Consider the following 14163-nt stretch of genomic DNA (forward strand, 5'->3'; position numbering starts at 1 on the left):
TCAGATTCCACCAAGTCTTATTGTCGACGCCCTTGTGATGGTCGTGTCCGGAAGCGGCAGGCCGGTCATCAGGTTCCAGATCGGCAGGTTTTGCGCGTTGTAGCGGATCGTCAGCGTGAACTGGTTGGGGTCCGACTGCGCATTGTCGACATTCACCTGCATCTTCGCCGGATCGATCAGTGAATATTTTGCGGCGTTCTTCTGGATATAAGTTGTCGCCAGCATCAGCCGTTCCGGGGGATCGATACCCGCCAGCGCCGTCCGCGTGGCGTCAGCCGCAAGCTGCTGCACGGCATTCGCCACGCCCAGATAGAGACCGAAGGCGATCATGCCCATCAGGATCAGAAGAAAAACCGGCGCCAATATTGCAAATTCGACCGCTGCGGTGCCGCTTTTATTTCGTTTGAAAAATAACAACAAAGGTATTCTTGAAGACAAGCTCGAAAGCTTGCTCGGCAAAGCTGAAAACCTTTTTCTCTCCATAATAAGGTAAGCCATTTGCCCTCCCGTCCAAGAGCATTGAAACCTTATTTCCATGCCAGTTCGAAACAACATGCATCATGCATGCGTCGACCATCCGCCTCTACGGATAGATCACGTCTAAATTTTCTTCTCTACTTTCTGATTGTAGATTCCCGATCTTATTTAATCAGGAGATAATTTAAGAACACTTAATTACTTCGATCAGTTTGTTTCCATTGGTAAATTCTGAAAGAATAACCGCAAGTTGTATATTGATACCAACTTGGTTCGCTTCATCGCATGTTTTCGCGCAATCACCGAGAGGAGCCCGGAAGCGTCCAGCCTTTGTGTCGCCGACAATTATTGCATGACAAATAATTAAGATGAAATCCTGAGCGGAGAAGCATAGATATCCGGTTAGCTATCCATAGCTGGCAATACCGTCCCGCTTTGGTTGTATGCGACAGAGAATTTGCGGGACATATTGATGAATCTCCGGAGTTCGGAGGTACTGAAAGCTAGAGGGTTTGACGGTGCTTACATCTTCCGATTCTTCCAAAACCAGGCAGCGAACGGCACCTTCGCAAAAGCGCGTGCGCGGCAAGGCGCGCCGCTGGTGGCTCTGGCTTCCGGTAGCGGCAATCGTGGTCGGTGCGGGCTGGTATTTTTACGGCTCGGGTGAAGCGGGCGGCCAGAAGACGAGTTATCTCGCCGAAACCGTCACGCGCGGCGATATTGAAAACGCCATCACAGCCGTCGGGACGCTCAGTGCACTGCGCAGCATCAATGTCGGCGCGCAGGTCTCCGGCCAGCTCAAAAGTGTGAAGGTCGAAGTGGGCGATCAAGTCAAGCAGGGCCAGCTTATCGCCGAAATCGACCCTTCACCTTTCGAAAAGAAGGTGGAAATATCAAGCGCCCAGCTCGATAATCTCAAGGCGCAGCTTTTGAGCAAAGACGCCCAACTGACGCTGAAAAAAGCCAATGCGGCGCGCCAGCGTTCGCTGCTGGCCACGCGCGGCGTATCGCAATCAACAGTCGATCAGGCCGATGCCGATCTTGCCATGGCCGATGCCGACGTCAAGGCGCTCGGCGCGCAGATCCGCCAGCAGGAAGCTCAGCTTGCCAGCGACAAGGTCGATTTCGGCTACACCAAGATCTACAGCCCCATGGAAGGCACGGTCGTCGACCAGACCGCCAAGGAAGGCGAAACGCTGAATGCGGTACAGAGCGCACCGACCATCGTGACCGTGGCCGATCTCAAGGTCATGACGGTGGAAGCGCAGGTTTCGGAAGCCGATATCGGCAGGCTGAAGCCCGGAATGCCGGTCTATTTCACCCTGCTCGGCCAGCCGGAGAAGCGCTTTGCCGGCACGCTGCGCCAGATCAAGCCCACGCCCGCGACCGAGAACAATGTCGTGCTCTATTATGCGCTGTTCGACGTCCCGAACCCGACCGGCGAACTGATGATCAATATGAGCACGCAGGTCTATTTCATTCTCGATGAGGCGAAGAACGTATTGATCGTCCCCTCGTCAGCGCTGAATTACAAGCGCGAAGGCCCCCAGAACCAGAAAGGCAAGCCGCAGATTTCGGTCAAGGTAGTGAGCGATAACGGCTCGATCACCGAACGTCAGGTTCAGATCGGCGTACGCAATCGCGTGCAGACCGAAATCAAGAGCGGCCTTGAGGAAGGCGACAAGGTTATCGTCACCAGCGCTTCCAGCGGAGCCGAAGCCGCCGCAGGGCAGCGTGGCCGCAGGCCCGGCATGCGCCTGTTCTGATGAGCCGCCTCATGCCCGACACTCCAATAACCGACACGCCGCTCATCAGACTGGATGATATCCGCAAAACCTATCACAATGGCGACCTTGCCGTGGAAGTCCTGCATGGCATCACGCTCGATATTCAGGCTGGCGAATTCGTCGCGATCATGGGTGCGTCCGGTTCCGGCAAATCGACGCTGATGAACATTCTGGGCTGCCTCGACAGCCCGAGCGGCGGGCAATATCTGCTCGATGGCGAGGACGTATCAACACTGGACGCCGACGCACTGGCAACGTTGCGCCGCCGCACGTTCGGCTTCGTCTTCCAGAGCTACAACCTCATCTCGACCTCAACGGCGCAGGAAAACGTCGAGGTTCCAGCGATCTATGCGGGCCTGCCCGCATCGGAACGCCATGCGCGCGCCGCCGAACTGCTCCATTCGCTAAAGCTCGGCGACCGCCTCGACCATCGCCCGAACCAGCTTTCCGGCGGCCAGCAGCAGCGCGTTTCCATCGCCCGTGCGCTCATGAATGGCGGGCGCATCATCCTTGCCGACGAGCCGACCGGTGCGCTCGACAGCCAGAGCGGCGAGGACGTGATGGAGCTGCTGCGCTCCATGCACCAGCAGGGGCACACGGTCATCGTCATCACGCATGCCCGCGAAGTGGCTGAACGTGCGGACAGGCTGATCGAAATCCGCGACGGCCAGATACTTTCCGATACTGTAAAGCGTGCCATTCCCGATACGCAGGCCCCTTTCCGGCTGCAGAAGAGCCTTGAAGGCAGTTCCGCCCGCATTGCCGATGTTTCGGAAGCGGTGAAGATGGCGATGCGCGCCTTGCGGGCCAATATCTTCCGGACGATTCTGACCCTGCTCGGCATCATCATCGGCGTCAGTTCCGTGGTGACAATGCTCGCCATCGGCACCGGCGCGCAGAACTCGATTCTCGACCGCATCAATGCGATGGGCACCGATCTCATTCTGGTGCGTCCCTCCATGGCGGGTTTCCGCGGTACAGGCCAGATAGCGACGCTGATTCCCGAAGACGCCACCGCCATTCTGGAACTGCCGAATATCAGAACCGCCGTACCGGAGGTTACCGGCACGGTGACGCTGCGCCGTGGCAATGTCGATTATCAGTCGCAGGCAAACGGCACTGTTCCCGCCTTTTCCGAAGCCAAATCGTGGAAGGTCGCAACCGGCGATTTCATCAGCCAGAGCGATCTGGACAACTATGCGCCCGTCGCAGTCCTTGGTACCACTGTCGTCAAGACGCTGTTTCCCGAAGGCAGCAACCCGATCGGCCAGTATATCCTGATCCAGAAGATCCCGTTCCAGGTGATCGGGACACTGGAGCCGAAGGGCGCCGGTTTTGGTGGTTCGGATCAGGACGATGTGGTGATCGTGCCGCTCTCGACCGGCAATCTGCGGCTGTTCGGCCAGAAATATGTACGCACCATCACCGTGCAGGTAAAGGATTCCGATCTCATCAACACGACGCAGGAACAGATTCAGGACCTGCTCGACCAGCGCCACAAGAAGCGCGACACCATGATAACCAATATGTCGTCCATCCGCGAGGACGCGACGGCCATGGGCAATACGATGACGCTGTTTCTGGGGTCCGTCGCGGCGATCTCGCTTCTCGTCGGCGGCATCGGCGTCATGAACATCATGCTGGTAAGCGTGACGGAGCGCACCCGCGAGATCGGCGTGCGCATGGCGACCGGTGCACGGCGGCGCGATATCCTGCTGCAATTCATCACTGAGGCATTGACCGTCTCGGCCATCGGCGGTGCATTCGGCGTCGTGATCGGGCTGGGTGCTGCCGCCGTGGCGGGTTGGGCCGGTCTTTCGGTCGGCTACAGCATCGGGCCTGTCCTGCTGGCCTTCGCTTGCGCTTTCGCCACCGGCCTGATCTTCGGTTTCCTGCCTGCGCGCAAGGCTTCCCGCCTGCTGCCCGCCGTGGCACTGTCATCCGAATAGCAAACGCTGACGGGAGGCAGCACAGCGATGATTCCGTTCAAGAGAAGCCTGTTCGCTGCCGCGATTGTGCTTGCTGCGATGACGCAGCCGGGCCGCACCGAAACCTGCAACCGCGAAACCATTGAAGGTACAGACTATATCATCTGCGATGCAAAGGCGGATGGCACGGGCTTGCATCTGTTCTGGAAAAATGGCGACGACGAGCCCTATCGCAATTTTTCAAAAGTCGCCGACGCTGCCGCAAGTCGCGCCAAGACACTGGTTTTCGCGCTCAATGCAGGCATGTATCAGCCTGATTTTTCACCGATGGGCCTCTACGTCGAAGATGGCCGTGAGCTTCGCCCGGCAAGCAAGACAAAGCCCGCTCGTGGGACCGGCCCCGTGCCGAACTTCTACAAGAAGCCCAACGGCATCTTTTACCTCGGTGAAAAGGGTGCGGGAATCCTGCCGACAGACCGGTTTCTAAAACAAAAGATCAAACCTCGGCTCGCCACCCAGTCCGGGCCGATGCTGGTTATCCGCGACAGGATCAACCCGATTTTCATCGTCGCCTCAACCGACAAGACCCGACGTAGCGGCGTCGGCATTTGCGATGGCGGCGCAATCCGCTTCGCAGTTAGCGAGGGAGCAGTCAATTTCCACGACTTCGCGCGACTGTTTCGAGACCATCTTAAATGCCCGAACGCGCTGTTTCTGGATGGCGGCGGCGGCGCTGGCATCTATGTTCCCGCGTTACAGCGGAACGACATATCCTGGCACGGTGGTTATGGCCCGATCTTCGGGCTTGTGGAGTGATATTGAACCGGCGGAAGCAGCAAGGCCGGCCTGATGTTCCAGACCGGCCCTCGAAATCGTGCTTGCTGTACCGGCTTACTTGAAGAGTAACGGCAAGGTAATTGGCATACGCGCCTTCGCAATGGCTGCTGGCGGCGCGGGCACAGGCGAAGCCCGACGCGCGGCTTCCAGTGCAAGCTGGTCAACCTCTGGATTGCCGGATGAACCTGCCAGCTTGACCGAAAGCACATTGCCGGAAGGATCAATCACGAAGTTGATGACCACGCGTCCTTTCGCATTGCGTGCCTTACGCTGCATGAAACGCGTGTTACGCGCCATATGAGAATTCATCTTCGCCTGCCATTTGTTGGAGGCGACACCTGCCGACGCCGAATTGTCACCCCGGCGATTCGCAGCAGCCTTCTCACCCGCGTCCACGTCCATGCGCGGTGCAGCGGCTTGACGGGTTTCCGGGGCTTTCTCAGCCTTCTTGGGCTTCGGTTTCTCGACCTTTGGTTTTTCCGGCTTCGGCTTTTCAACCTTTTTCGGTTCTGGCTTCGGCTCCGGCTTGGGTTCAGGCTTTACTTCCGGCTTTTCGACCGGCAGCGGAACGGCAACCTCCGGCTTTTCAGCCTCGACCACATCCGGAATGACTTCTTCAGGCTCCTGAACAGCCTGTGGTTCCGGCTCAGGCTCCGGCGGCGTTACCGCTTCCGGTTCAGGTGGTGTCGGCTCTTCCTGCTGCGGTTCGGGCTGCGGGGTCGGTTCCGGCTCTACCTGTTCCTGCGGTGCTTCAGCCGTTTCAGGCTGGGCTTCTTCCGCAACCTGTTCTTCCATCGGCGCTTCCGGCTCCGGCGCAAGCTCCACCACCATGGCGGCAACCTGCGAGCCATCGGGCTGGTCTTCTTCCTGTGCCATGTGAATGGCGTAGGCACCTGCGGCGTGCACTGTCAGAACAAGAATGCCCGCACCCAACCAGCGCCCTGCATCATGCCAGAAGGAATGATGAGGGGTATCGGCCGCAGCCACCTTTACAGGAGGATGGTCGGGCGGAAGTGCATTCATTGCGCGGCTCCCTGCGCAGCAGGCGTTTGCGAGGCGGGTGCCGGTTGCGTTGGCGCACCGGCGGGCGCGGTTCCGGTCTGGTCCGCGCCGACGGTTTCGAGACCAACCAGCGCGATCTTCAGATAACCGGCTTCACGCAGAAGATTCATCACGCGCATCAATTCGCCATAGCCGACATTCTTGTCAGCGCGCAGGAAGATGCGGGCTTCCTTGTTCTTCTCGGACAGACCGTCGAGCGCCACGCCAAGGCGCTCGCGGGCAACGGTGTCGTTGCCGACACTGATGCTGAGATCGTCTTTCAGCGTCACATAAAGCGGCTTGTCGGGACGCGGCGCGGGTGCTGCCGTCGAGGCAGGCAGATCCACCTTCACATCCACAGTGGCCAGCGGTGCTGCCACCATGAAAATGATGAGCAGAACCAGCATGACGTCGATGAAGGGCGTTACATTGATCTCGTGGTTCAGCTCGAGATCGTCACCGCCGCCTTCGCGAACTTTACCAGCCATCGTACCTACTCCGCTGCGTGCAGCGTGCCTTCACGCACACCGGCCGTCCTGAAATCGAGGTCGCGGCTGACAAGACGCTCGACCCCTGCCGACGCATCGGCGAGCAGCGCGCGGTAGCCGGTGATGGAACGGGCGAACACGTTATAGATGACCACGGCGGGGATAGCAGCGACGAGACCAATGGCCGTTGCAAGCAGCGCTTCTGCAATACCCGGCGCCACCACAGCAAGGTTTGTCGTCTGCGCCTGGCTGATGTTGATGAACGAATTCATGATGCCCCAGACGGTGCCGAACAGACCGACGAAAGGCGCAATCGAACCGACGGTCGCAAGAATGCCAGTACCCTTGGAAAGACGGCGCCCGGCCTTGGCTTCGATGCGTGACAGCCGTGAAGAAACGCGTTCCTTGAGACCCTCGCCACCGGCACGTGCCAGTGCAGGCCCCGAAAGGCGAACCTCATCTTCCGCAGCGCGAACGAGGATCGCCCCCGGTCCCTTGGCGTCTTCCAGCGAACGGACGGCTTCGGCAAGCGTTGCCGAATGGCCGATAACCTTCAATGCCTTGGTCGCCCGGCGGCGCGCACCGGCCAGCTCAAGCGATTTGGCAACCCAGATCGTCCATGTGGCCAGCGAAGCGAGCGCCAGACCGATCATCACGGCCTTCACGACCCAGTCGGCAGCCATGAACATGCCCCATGGCGACAGGTCGTGCGGGAGGATCAGACCGCTCTCACTTTCGACAGGTGCGGCAGCAGGAGCGGCGGTCTGCGACTGGATCAATTCAGGCGAAGGTGCAGAAGCCGGGGCGGTCGCTGCAGGAGCTCCCGGTTCGTTCGCAGGCGCTGTATTGGCTGGAGCCAGGCTGGACGGCGCTTCCACAGCGGGGGTCGCCGGGGCATTCGTCGAGGGGGATGCATCCGGAGCCACATTCTGGGCCAATGCAGAAGCCGCACCCAGCAAGCCGATGCCCATCGCCGCAGCCATGAAGCCTTTTCGCCAGAAACCAGTCATTTTGATCGCCTTTTGATTGTTCAAATCCGCGCGCACATGACTAAACCCTCATGCAGGCCGTCGCACCGCTTGTTGGGCTTCTTCTTAACTCCCAATAATATGATGACGCAAGTCATGTTTTCATTTTAACGGTAATTTCGTCCGCCAATCCAGGGATAGGCGAACATTTTTCGACTCTCGCCTTTTTGCCAGTTGCACATTCACGCCAAATCAGACCTGATAGGTTCAACCGAGGCGCTTGAGGGTTGGATCTAAACACAAATTCCGGGTGCACGGGAGGAAATGCGGTTCCGAGCTGACCGGAATTCAGCCGGATTCTGGAGGACATGCCAATGATGCTCAAGGATATCCAGACGCTTGAACATGCGGCACGCACTGCAATGGCGGGAAATGACGATCCGCTGCCGGTACAACAGCGTTCATTAAAGCCGACACATGTGGGACTGGCCTTTATCATGCTGGCCGGTGCGGCTTACCTGCTGCTGGCCTGACCCCAAATCTGCAACTCAAAAGAGCGCTTGCCACGGTTTCGCCACAGGGAAGACACCAGTTTCACAATTTTGACGCTCGAATAACACAGATTTTGAGCGGAACGGAAACCGTTTCCCCTCGTTTTTTCTCCTGTTGAAGGCGAGATTGCCTCTCGCCTTCGGTTTGCCTTAATTACCGACAGGAGTTTCCATGAAAAGACTTCTCGCCTCCACGGCTCTTGCCGCGCTGATCGCCCTGCCCGCTTTCGCGCAGGATGGTTCACCGATTTTCTCCGACGAGAAACAGGAAAAACCGGTCGCCAGCGAGAACGGATATTTCGTGGCATCGCCCGGCCAGTTGCTGGTATCGGGTTTTGTCGGGCAGGCGGTTTACAACGGCCCTTCCAACGATGCTGCCAATATCGGCACGGTCAATGACATGATCCTCGGTGCCGATGGCAGCCCGCAGGCAGTCGTCATCGGGGTCGGCGGTTTTCTCGGCGTCGGGGAAAAGAATGTCGCCATCGGCTTCGATCATCTGTCATGGGTGGTTCGCGACGACGGCAAGCGCTGGCTGATCGTGGATGCCACCAAGGAACAGCTCGAAAAAGCACCCGCATTCGATCGCAGCGCAGCTTTCGAAGCTGACGGCGCGCCGCGTGCCGAGCCGCCAGCCGCCGAAAAGACGATTACGACGCAAAAGGCCGACAGGGTTATGCCGGACGGCATGAAGCCGGTCCCCTCCGAGGGACTAAGCGCAGACAAACTGATCGGCGCAACGGTTTTCGGTGCGGATGAAACGAAGATCGGAACGGTGGGCGACGTCCTGATGTCCGCTGACGGACAGACCGAGGCATTTGTCGTCGATGTGGGTGGTTTCCTTGGCATCAATTCCAAGCCCGTTGCCGTTTCCATCGCCAATCTCGACGTCGCGTCCAGCAAAGACGACAAGGTGAACGTCTTCACGCAGTTCACGAAGGAACAGTTGCAGGCACAGCCCGCCTATTCGGACGCAGCCTATAAGAAGGACCCGGAAGGCACGATCCTTCACGGCGAAGCGGAGTGACACTTCGCGATATTTGCGGAAGCATTATCGGCAATGCTTCCGCCTCTTTCAGCTATTCACCCCACCATTTACCATGACTTGCAACAACCGGCTGGTGTTGTTGCCGCTGATGGCTTTGCATGCAACCATTCAGCCAGCCACACGTTATCCGAACGATAATCGGAGAATGAACAGGAGAGCTGATATGGCGCGTGCATCCGCGAAAACGAGCAAGATCGAAGAAAAGATCGAAGAAGCGCTGACCGATGCCAGCACTGAAGACCTTCAGGCTCAGGTCGAGCAGTTGAAGGAAGACATCGCTGCCATTGCGGCAACACTTGCCAATCTCGGTTCGCAGACCGTCCGCGACGCAAAACGCGGCGCGAAGGAAACCTACAAGAGCGCCTATATTCAGGGCGAAGACGTCATCGACGATCTGCGCAACAAGGCGCAGGATGTTGAAGCCCAACTGACGGCAACGGTGCGCGAACGTCCTATTGCCTCGCTCGCCACTGCACTCGGCGTCGGCTATCTGCTGGCCCTGCTCTCGCGCCGCTGAAGCGTACCATGCTAAAAGCTCTCATGCCCCTATTGTCTGCCCTGGCAGGCGAGGAACTGAAATTCGTCGCAGGTCAAACGAAACGTGCGGCGATTTTCGGCACGGCAATCGCGATCTTCGCCATCATTGCGATTACCTTCTTCTGTGTCGCCGCCTTTCTGGCACTGGCGCAGAACTATGGCGGCCCGCTGGCAGCGCTCATTCTGGCTGCATTGTCGCTGATCGTGGCGCTGCTCATTCTCGCCGTTTTGAAAATTCAGGCTGCGTCCGAAGCCAGAAAACGCAAGCAGAAACTCGAAGCGGACAAGTCGGCAATGATGGCAACGGCAGCGATCGCAACGGTGCCCGCCATTCTCAAGCGCCCTATACTTGCTGCCGCCCTGCCGCTTGCCGGTATCGCGCTCGTCTCGCTGCTTTCAGATAAGAAAAAGCGTCCTCCGCAGAGCTGAATCACCTCACAGAAGTCTACAGACGCCGACCGCTATTGGTCGGCGTTTTCCTTCCAGCGACCGATTGGCTATTTACCGACAGGGGCATCGCCCTCTTCGACCAGCGACGACAGGCGAACAATCACCCTGGTTCCTGCACCGCCGTCGGTCTTGCAGTAAACCGGCTTTTCGCCGAACTGCATGCAAAGCTGTTCGATAACCAGCGTGCCAAGACCGTTCTTTTCGCCGGATTCCTGCTGCTCCTTGTCAAAGCCGACACCGTCGTCTTCCACAACCAGCACCGGGATAGCATCTTCGCCCGGCTTGAGGCTGATCCGGATATGCCCTTCTGGACGACCCTTGAATGCATGCTTGATCGCGTTGGTGACAAGCTCGCCCAGAATGATGCCGATTGTCGTCACATCGCGCGCCTTCAGGTCAAGCGGCGCGAAATCCGTCGAGAATTCGATCTTACGATCCTGACCGATGGCATTTCGGATATCGTTGATAACGGTGCCAAGAAAATCGTCGACGCGCGCTGATTCCATATCCTCGCCCAGACGCAGGCGCCGGTGCGCAGTTGACACAGTCTGGACGCGATCACGTGCGGCAGCAAGGGCGGCACGGGCATCCTCGCTGCGCGTCTGCCGCATCTGGAGGCCAAGCAAGGACGAAACCGTTGCGAGCGAATTGCCGATGCGATGATTGGTGTCCTGTAGCAAAAGCTCGACCCGCTGGCGCTCCCGTTCGGCAATACGACGCTCCTGCTCAAGCTCGGCAGTGCGTTCCTGCACGCGCTGTTCCAGCAATTGCTTTTCAGAACGCAGCGCCGTCTGCCCCTCGAACATGGAACGCGCATAGCGCTGAACGCGGGTAAACAGCAAAAGTGCCAGCATGGCAGCCGAAGCCAGCGCCACGATCGACGTCGCCGTCATCCAGTAGCGCATGCGGTTGATCCGCTTGTTGCGCTCGAGAAGCTGCTGTTCTTCCGCATCGATGAATTGCGTGACCGTATTGGCAAGCTGGTCCATCAGCACCTTACCCTCGTCACCGCGCACTTTTTCAACCGCGGCCGCCACATTACCCGACTGGGCTAGATTGACGGTCTGACGAACGTCCTCCTGCTCGCGTTCGACCAACGCACGGATCTGCTTGACCCGCGCATCCTGCAGCGGATTCTGATCCGTCAGAGCCTCAAGATCAGCGAGCGTCTTGTCGACACTCAGGATCGTATTGCGATAGAGATCGAGGTAAGTCTCGTCGAGCGTCAGAAGATAGCCGCGACGGCTCATCTCAATATTGCTGGCCAGGCGGGCAACCTTGTCGACCTGCTGACGCAATGCATAATTGCGGGAAATATCAACCACCTGATGGTTGACCCCGGACGACAGAAACAGCGTCATGATCGCCGATAACAGCACGAGACCGAGCGACACGATAACCGCAACCGGCTTCGATGACGATTGAAGCAGTTTTTGCAACAAAACTGATGGCAAGGACGCAACCCACAAACAAACGATCACTTTGCCGACAAGAAATATCAGCCAACGCTAACCTACAAGTGGCTGGAGATAAAAAGCAATCGTTGCGGGCAAAAACAGGCGATGGTTTGAGTTTTTAGCAACACAAGCCCCCCTTTCCATTGGAAAGAGGGGCTTAACCAAAGTCCAATGAGTTTCACTCATTGGACTTTGGTTAAGCCCGAGTGGCGATTGAACTATTTCAAGGCGTGATGCGTTAGCATCTCAGCGCCTTGGTATAAAGCGATCTTGCTTTACGCAAAGCTTCTCAAAGTTGCCCGCGATGAATCGGCGTCCGGGCCGTAATCGCTTTCGCCTTCGATCTTGAGAATTTCCTGCAGGCGCGCGCGGGCACGGCTGACACGGCTCTTGATCGTCCCCACGGCACACCCACAGATTTCCGCAGCTTCCTCATAGGCGAAGCCTGAAGCGCCGATCAGAATGATCGCTTCGCGTTGATCATCGGGCAATTGCTCCAATGCTGCGCGGAAATCCTGCAGATCGAGCGAGCCATATTGCGAGGGATGCACGGCAAGCTGTTCGCTGAACACGCCATCCGTATCCTGAACCTCACGGCCACGCTTGCGCATCTGCGTGTAAAACTCGTTACGCAGGATAGTAAAGAGCCAGGCCTTCATATTCGTCCCCATTTCAAAGGACTCCTGCTTGGCCCATGCTTTCATGATCGTATCTTGAACGAGATCATCCGCCTTGTCATGCTGGCCTATGAGCGACACCGCAAAGGCGCGCAAGCTCGACAGCGATGACAGAAGCTCTCGCTTGAACTGTGCATTACTCTCAACCGACGGACCGGGTGCTGTGTTCACGCATACTCTCCTGTTCAGCCTGATCGAGTTTTTCGAGAAGATCGAGGAAGCGATCCGGAATCGTCTCATCCTGTATCGAGGTGTACAGTGCCTTTAGTTTCAATCCGACTTCACAATTTGGTCCTAATATATCCCTCTGAACGCGGCGAGGCGACCTGACCCCGGCTCCGTTCATATGAAGGTTTTCTTTTTCTGCCATATCTTGATCGTTCCGGGCTGATTGCCCTACCCTATTAATCTAAGCCCCTGCTTGACCGGGAAATGCACGGGTTCCCAAAAAGTTCCCTGATATACCCCCAATCTCGGAACTTTTTTCAAAGCGCCCCGTTATGTGTATCATAATGCTGCGCTCAAAGCATGGCGGGAGGGCCGTAGAGCCTTGTTCGCCAATGTGCATTTAATGAACGAAAGCGGCAGTTGAGGAGTTCCAATACCATGACGTTATCGACGCGTATCGCGCCGCACCTTCCCTATCTCCGTCGTTTCTCCCGTGCTCTTACCGGCTCTCAAGCTTCCGGCGACGCTTATGTTGCGGCTGCCCTCGAAGCCTTGATTGCCGATGTGAGCATTTTTCCGCGTGCCTCTTCCGACCGGATCGGCCTGTATCGCCTTTTCTGCGATCTTTATAAGACGGCCGCGGTTCGTATGCCGGAGCCGACATCGGAATTTGCTTGGGAACAGCAGGCAGCAAGAAATCTTTCGCATATCGCCCCGTTGCCCCGACAGGCTTTCCTGCTGGTAGCGGTGGAAGGTTTCTCGGACAAGGAAGCCGCCGAAGTTCTCGAGCTGGACGATGCCGAGCTGAGCCGCATCCTGTCGGCTGCTTCGACCGAGATTTCGCGTCAGGTGGCAACGCGCATCATGATTATCGAAGACGAACCGCTGATCGCGATGGATATCGAGCAGATGGTGGAAAGCCTCGGCCATGAAGTCGTTGGCATCGCACGCACCAAGGACGAGGCGCTGGCGCTTTATAACCAGGAAAAGCCGCGCATGGTGCTGGCCGATATCCAGCTTGCAGACGGAAGCTCGGGCATCGATGCGGTGAATGAAATCCTGCAGAATGATACGATTCCTGTCATTTTCATCACCGCTTTCCCGGAACGCCTGCTGACAGGCGAACGCCCGGAACCGACCTTCCTCGTCACCAAGCCGTTCAATCCGGATATGGTGAAAGCGCTGATCAGCCAGGCTCTCTTCTTCGAAGAAGCCTCGCAAGTCGCAGCCTGAACCAAAGGTCATCAACTCCCGAAAGGCAGACGTCTTTCGGGAGTTTCCTTGTTGGCGCTGCCCTGTCCCGAAGTCAAACCGCCTTACGCCTTGTCATGAGTATTTAGAGTTGTGAGTGCCTTAATTTTCCCGGAACCACGGAACCAATACGGCTTCGATGTCGTTTCTCCTTCACACAATAAAGAGGAGACCAGACATGCTTTATTATGCGCTCGTATTTCTTGTGGTGGCACTCGTGGCAGGTGCGCTCGGTTTCGGCGGCATCGCTGGTGCCTCAGCCGGTATAGCGCAGATTCTGTTCTTCGTGTTCCTTGCGCTGCTCGTCGTTTCGCTCATCGCTTCGGCGATCCGCAAGGCATAACAGGTATTAAATCAAAGGCTGTTTTTGACCTGAAGATATATCAGCCTATATTGCTGCTTATTGAAATTAGCCGCCGCATCCGATTATGCGGCGGTTTACCGGTTCCAAAATCCGGGCCAGCTCAAGGATCAAAAAACGATCGCTCGACCGTGACC

General features: G+C 57.4%; 16 protein-coding genes. 9 read left to right on the forward strand and 7 right to left on the reverse strand.

The window, feature by feature from the left end; all coding sequences use genetic code 11:
* Positions 1-459 carry a TadE/TadG family type IV pilus assembly protein gene (locus ACYSN1_RS18360; protein ID WP_461727151.1) on the reverse strand — a complete coding sequence of 153 codons (459 nt, stop codon included), beginning with the start codon at positions 457-459 and terminating at the stop codon, positions 1-3.
* A gap of 536 nt (positions 460-995) precedes the next feature.
* Here ACYSN1_RS18360 and ACYSN1_RS18365 point away from each other — a divergent pair.
* The 3 genes from ACYSN1_RS18365 to ACYSN1_RS18375 are packed head-to-tail and all read left to right on the forward strand — an operon-like array spanning position 996 to position 5008.
* On the forward strand, positions 996-2243 hold the full coding sequence (locus ACYSN1_RS18365; protein ID WP_461727009.1) for an efflux RND transporter periplasmic adaptor subunit: 1248 nt from the start codon (positions 996-998) through the stop codon (positions 2241-2243).
* Entirely contained in the window at positions 2243-4213 is a 1971-nt protein-coding gene (locus ACYSN1_RS18370; protein ID WP_461727010.1) for a MacB family efflux pump subunit, read from the forward strand. Before ACYSN1_RS18365 ends, ACYSN1_RS18370 begins: the two co-directional genes overlap by 1 nt.
* Before the next feature lie 27 nt (positions 4214-4240).
* Complete coding sequence (locus ACYSN1_RS18375) at positions 4241-5008, forward strand: phosphodiester glycosidase family protein (protein WP_461727011.1); 768 nt, start codon at positions 4241-4243, stop codon at positions 5006-5008.
* A gap of 75 nt (positions 5009-5083) precedes the next feature.
* Here ACYSN1_RS18375 and ACYSN1_RS18380 read toward each other — a convergent pair whose 3' ends face one another.
* The 3 genes from ACYSN1_RS18380 to exbB are packed head-to-tail and all read right to left on the reverse strand — an operon-like array spanning position 5084 to position 7604.
* A complete protein-coding gene (locus tag ACYSN1_RS18380) occupies positions 5084-6052 on the reverse strand; it encodes an energy transducer TonB family protein (RefSeq protein WP_461727012.1) in 969 nt (322 codons plus the stop codon).
* Positions 6049-6558 (reverse strand): TonB system transport protein ExbD, encoded by a 510-nt coding sequence (gene exbD / locus ACYSN1_RS18385; RefSeq protein ID WP_461727013.1) that lies wholly within the window; start codon positions 6556-6558, stop codon positions 6049-6051. Before exbD ends, ACYSN1_RS18380 begins: the two co-directional genes overlap by 4 nt.
* 5 nt (positions 6559-6563) lie before the next feature.
* Positions 6564-7604, reverse strand: a complete 1041-nt coding sequence (exbB, locus tag ACYSN1_RS18390; RefSeq protein WP_461727014.1) for a tonB-system energizer ExbB — start codon at positions 7602-7604, stop codon at positions 6564-6566.
* Positions 7605-7900: 296 nt separating this feature from the next.
* Here exbB and ACYSN1_RS18395 point away from each other — a divergent pair, with 296 nt between their 5' ends.
* The 4 genes from ACYSN1_RS18395 to ACYSN1_RS18410 all read left to right on the forward strand — a co-directional run bounded on the left by ACYSN1_RS18395 (position 7901) and on the right by ACYSN1_RS18410 (position 10091).
* On the forward strand, positions 7901-8059 hold the full coding sequence (locus ACYSN1_RS18395) for a hypothetical protein (protein ID WP_167522198.1): 159 nt from the start codon (positions 7901-7903) through the stop codon (positions 8057-8059).
* A 190-nt stretch (positions 8060-8249) separates the two neighbouring features.
* Positions 8250-9104, forward strand: a complete 855-nt coding sequence (locus ACYSN1_RS18400) for a PRC-barrel domain-containing protein (protein WP_461727015.1) — start codon at positions 8250-8252, stop codon at positions 9102-9104.
* A gap of 184 nt (positions 9105-9288) precedes the next feature.
* A complete protein-coding gene (locus ACYSN1_RS18405; RefSeq protein ID WP_140021903.1) occupies positions 9289-9642 on the forward strand; it encodes an ElaB/YgaM/YqjD family protein in 354 nt (117 codons plus the stop codon).
* Positions 9643-9650: 8 nt separating this feature from the next.
* Complete coding sequence (locus ACYSN1_RS18410; RefSeq protein ID WP_461727016.1) at positions 9651-10091, forward strand: hypothetical protein; 441 nt, start codon at positions 9651-9653, stop codon at positions 10089-10091.
* A 68-nt stretch (positions 10092-10159) separates the two neighbouring features.
* On the opposite strand, the gene ACYSN1_RS18415 is transcribed toward ACYSN1_RS18410, so the two are convergent.
* The 3 genes from ACYSN1_RS18415 to ACYSN1_RS18425 all read right to left on the reverse strand — a co-directional run bounded on the left by ACYSN1_RS18415 (position 10160) and on the right by ACYSN1_RS18425 (position 12616).
* Complete coding sequence (locus ACYSN1_RS18415) at positions 10160-11566, reverse strand: sensor histidine kinase (RefSeq protein WP_461727017.1); 1407 nt, start codon at positions 11564-11566, stop codon at positions 10160-10162.
* 278 nt (positions 11567-11844) lie between these two features.
* Positions 11845-12417, reverse strand: coding sequence for an RNA polymerase sigma factor (locus ACYSN1_RS18420; protein WP_140021907.1), 573 nt, complete (start codon positions 12415-12417; stop codon positions 11845-11847).
* Positions 12389-12616 carry a NepR family anti-sigma factor gene (locus tag ACYSN1_RS18425; RefSeq protein ID WP_140021908.1) on the reverse strand — a complete coding sequence of 76 codons (228 nt, stop codon included), beginning with the start codon at positions 12614-12616 and terminating at the stop codon, positions 12389-12391. The genes ACYSN1_RS18420 and ACYSN1_RS18425 overlap by 29 nt, the downstream gene beginning before the upstream one ends.
* Positions 12617-12852: 236 nt before the next feature.
* Between ACYSN1_RS18425 and ACYSN1_RS18430 the strand changes: the two genes are divergently transcribed.
* Together ACYSN1_RS18430 and ACYSN1_RS18435 are read left to right on the forward strand one after the other, a co-directional pair.
* The gene (locus ACYSN1_RS18430; RefSeq protein WP_461727018.1) at positions 12853-13647 is read left to right on the forward strand and encodes a response regulator; all 795 of its coding nucleotides are present in this window, start codon (positions 12853-12855) and stop codon (positions 13645-13647) included.
* Between the two features lie 196 nt (positions 13648-13843).
* Entirely contained in the window at positions 13844-14008 is a 165-nt protein-coding gene (locus ACYSN1_RS18435; RefSeq protein ID WP_007876538.1) for a DUF1328 domain-containing protein, read from the forward strand.
* Positions 14009-14163: the final 155 nt, after the last annotated feature.

The organism is Brucella sp. LJL56 (genome assembly GCF_054871705.1).

What these genes read in the sequence shown, in the direction of transcription:
- ACYSN1_RS18435 (WP_007876538.1), top strand. Translation starts at nt 13,844, where the DNA reads ATGCTTTATTATGCGCTCGTATTTCTTGTGGTGGCACTCGTGGCAGGT.
- ACYSN1_RS18375 (WP_461727011.1), top strand. Translation starts at nt 4,241, where the DNA reads ATGATTCCGTTCAAGAGAAGCCTGTTCGCTGCCGCGATTGTGCTTGCT.
- exbD (WP_461727013.1), bottom strand. Translation starts at nt 6,558, where the DNA reads ATGGCTGGTAAAGTTCGCGAAGGCGGCGGTGACGATCTCGAGCTGAAC.
- ACYSN1_RS18380 (WP_461727012.1), bottom strand. Translation starts at nt 6,052, where the DNA reads ATGAATGCACTTCCGCCCGACCATCCTCCTGTAAAGGTGGCTGCGGCC.
- ACYSN1_RS18400 (WP_461727015.1), top strand. Translation starts at nt 8,250, where the DNA reads ATGAAAAGACTTCTCGCCTCCACGGCTCTTGCCGCGCTGATCGCCCTG.
- ACYSN1_RS18405 (WP_140021903.1), top strand. Translation starts at nt 9,289, where the DNA reads ATGGCGCGTGCATCCGCGAAAACGAGCAAGATCGAAGAAAAGATCGAA.
- ACYSN1_RS18430 (WP_461727018.1), top strand. Translation starts at nt 12,853, where the DNA reads ATGACGTTATCGACGCGTATCGCGCCGCACCTTCCCTATCTCCGTCGT.
- ACYSN1_RS18395 (WP_167522198.1), top strand. Translation starts at nt 7,901, where the DNA reads ATGATGCTCAAGGATATCCAGACGCTTGAACATGCGGCACGCACTGCA.
- ACYSN1_RS18410 (WP_461727016.1), top strand. Translation starts at nt 9,651, where the DNA reads ATGCTAAAAGCTCTCATGCCCCTATTGTCTGCCCTGGCAGGCGAGGAA.
- ACYSN1_RS18425 (WP_140021908.1), bottom strand. Translation starts at nt 12,616, where the DNA reads ATGGCAGAAAAAGAAAACCTTCATATGAACGGAGCCGGGGTCAGGTCG.
- ACYSN1_RS18370 (WP_461727010.1), top strand. Translation starts at nt 2,243, where the DNA reads ATGAGCCGCCTCATGCCCGACACTCCAATAACCGACACGCCGCTCATC.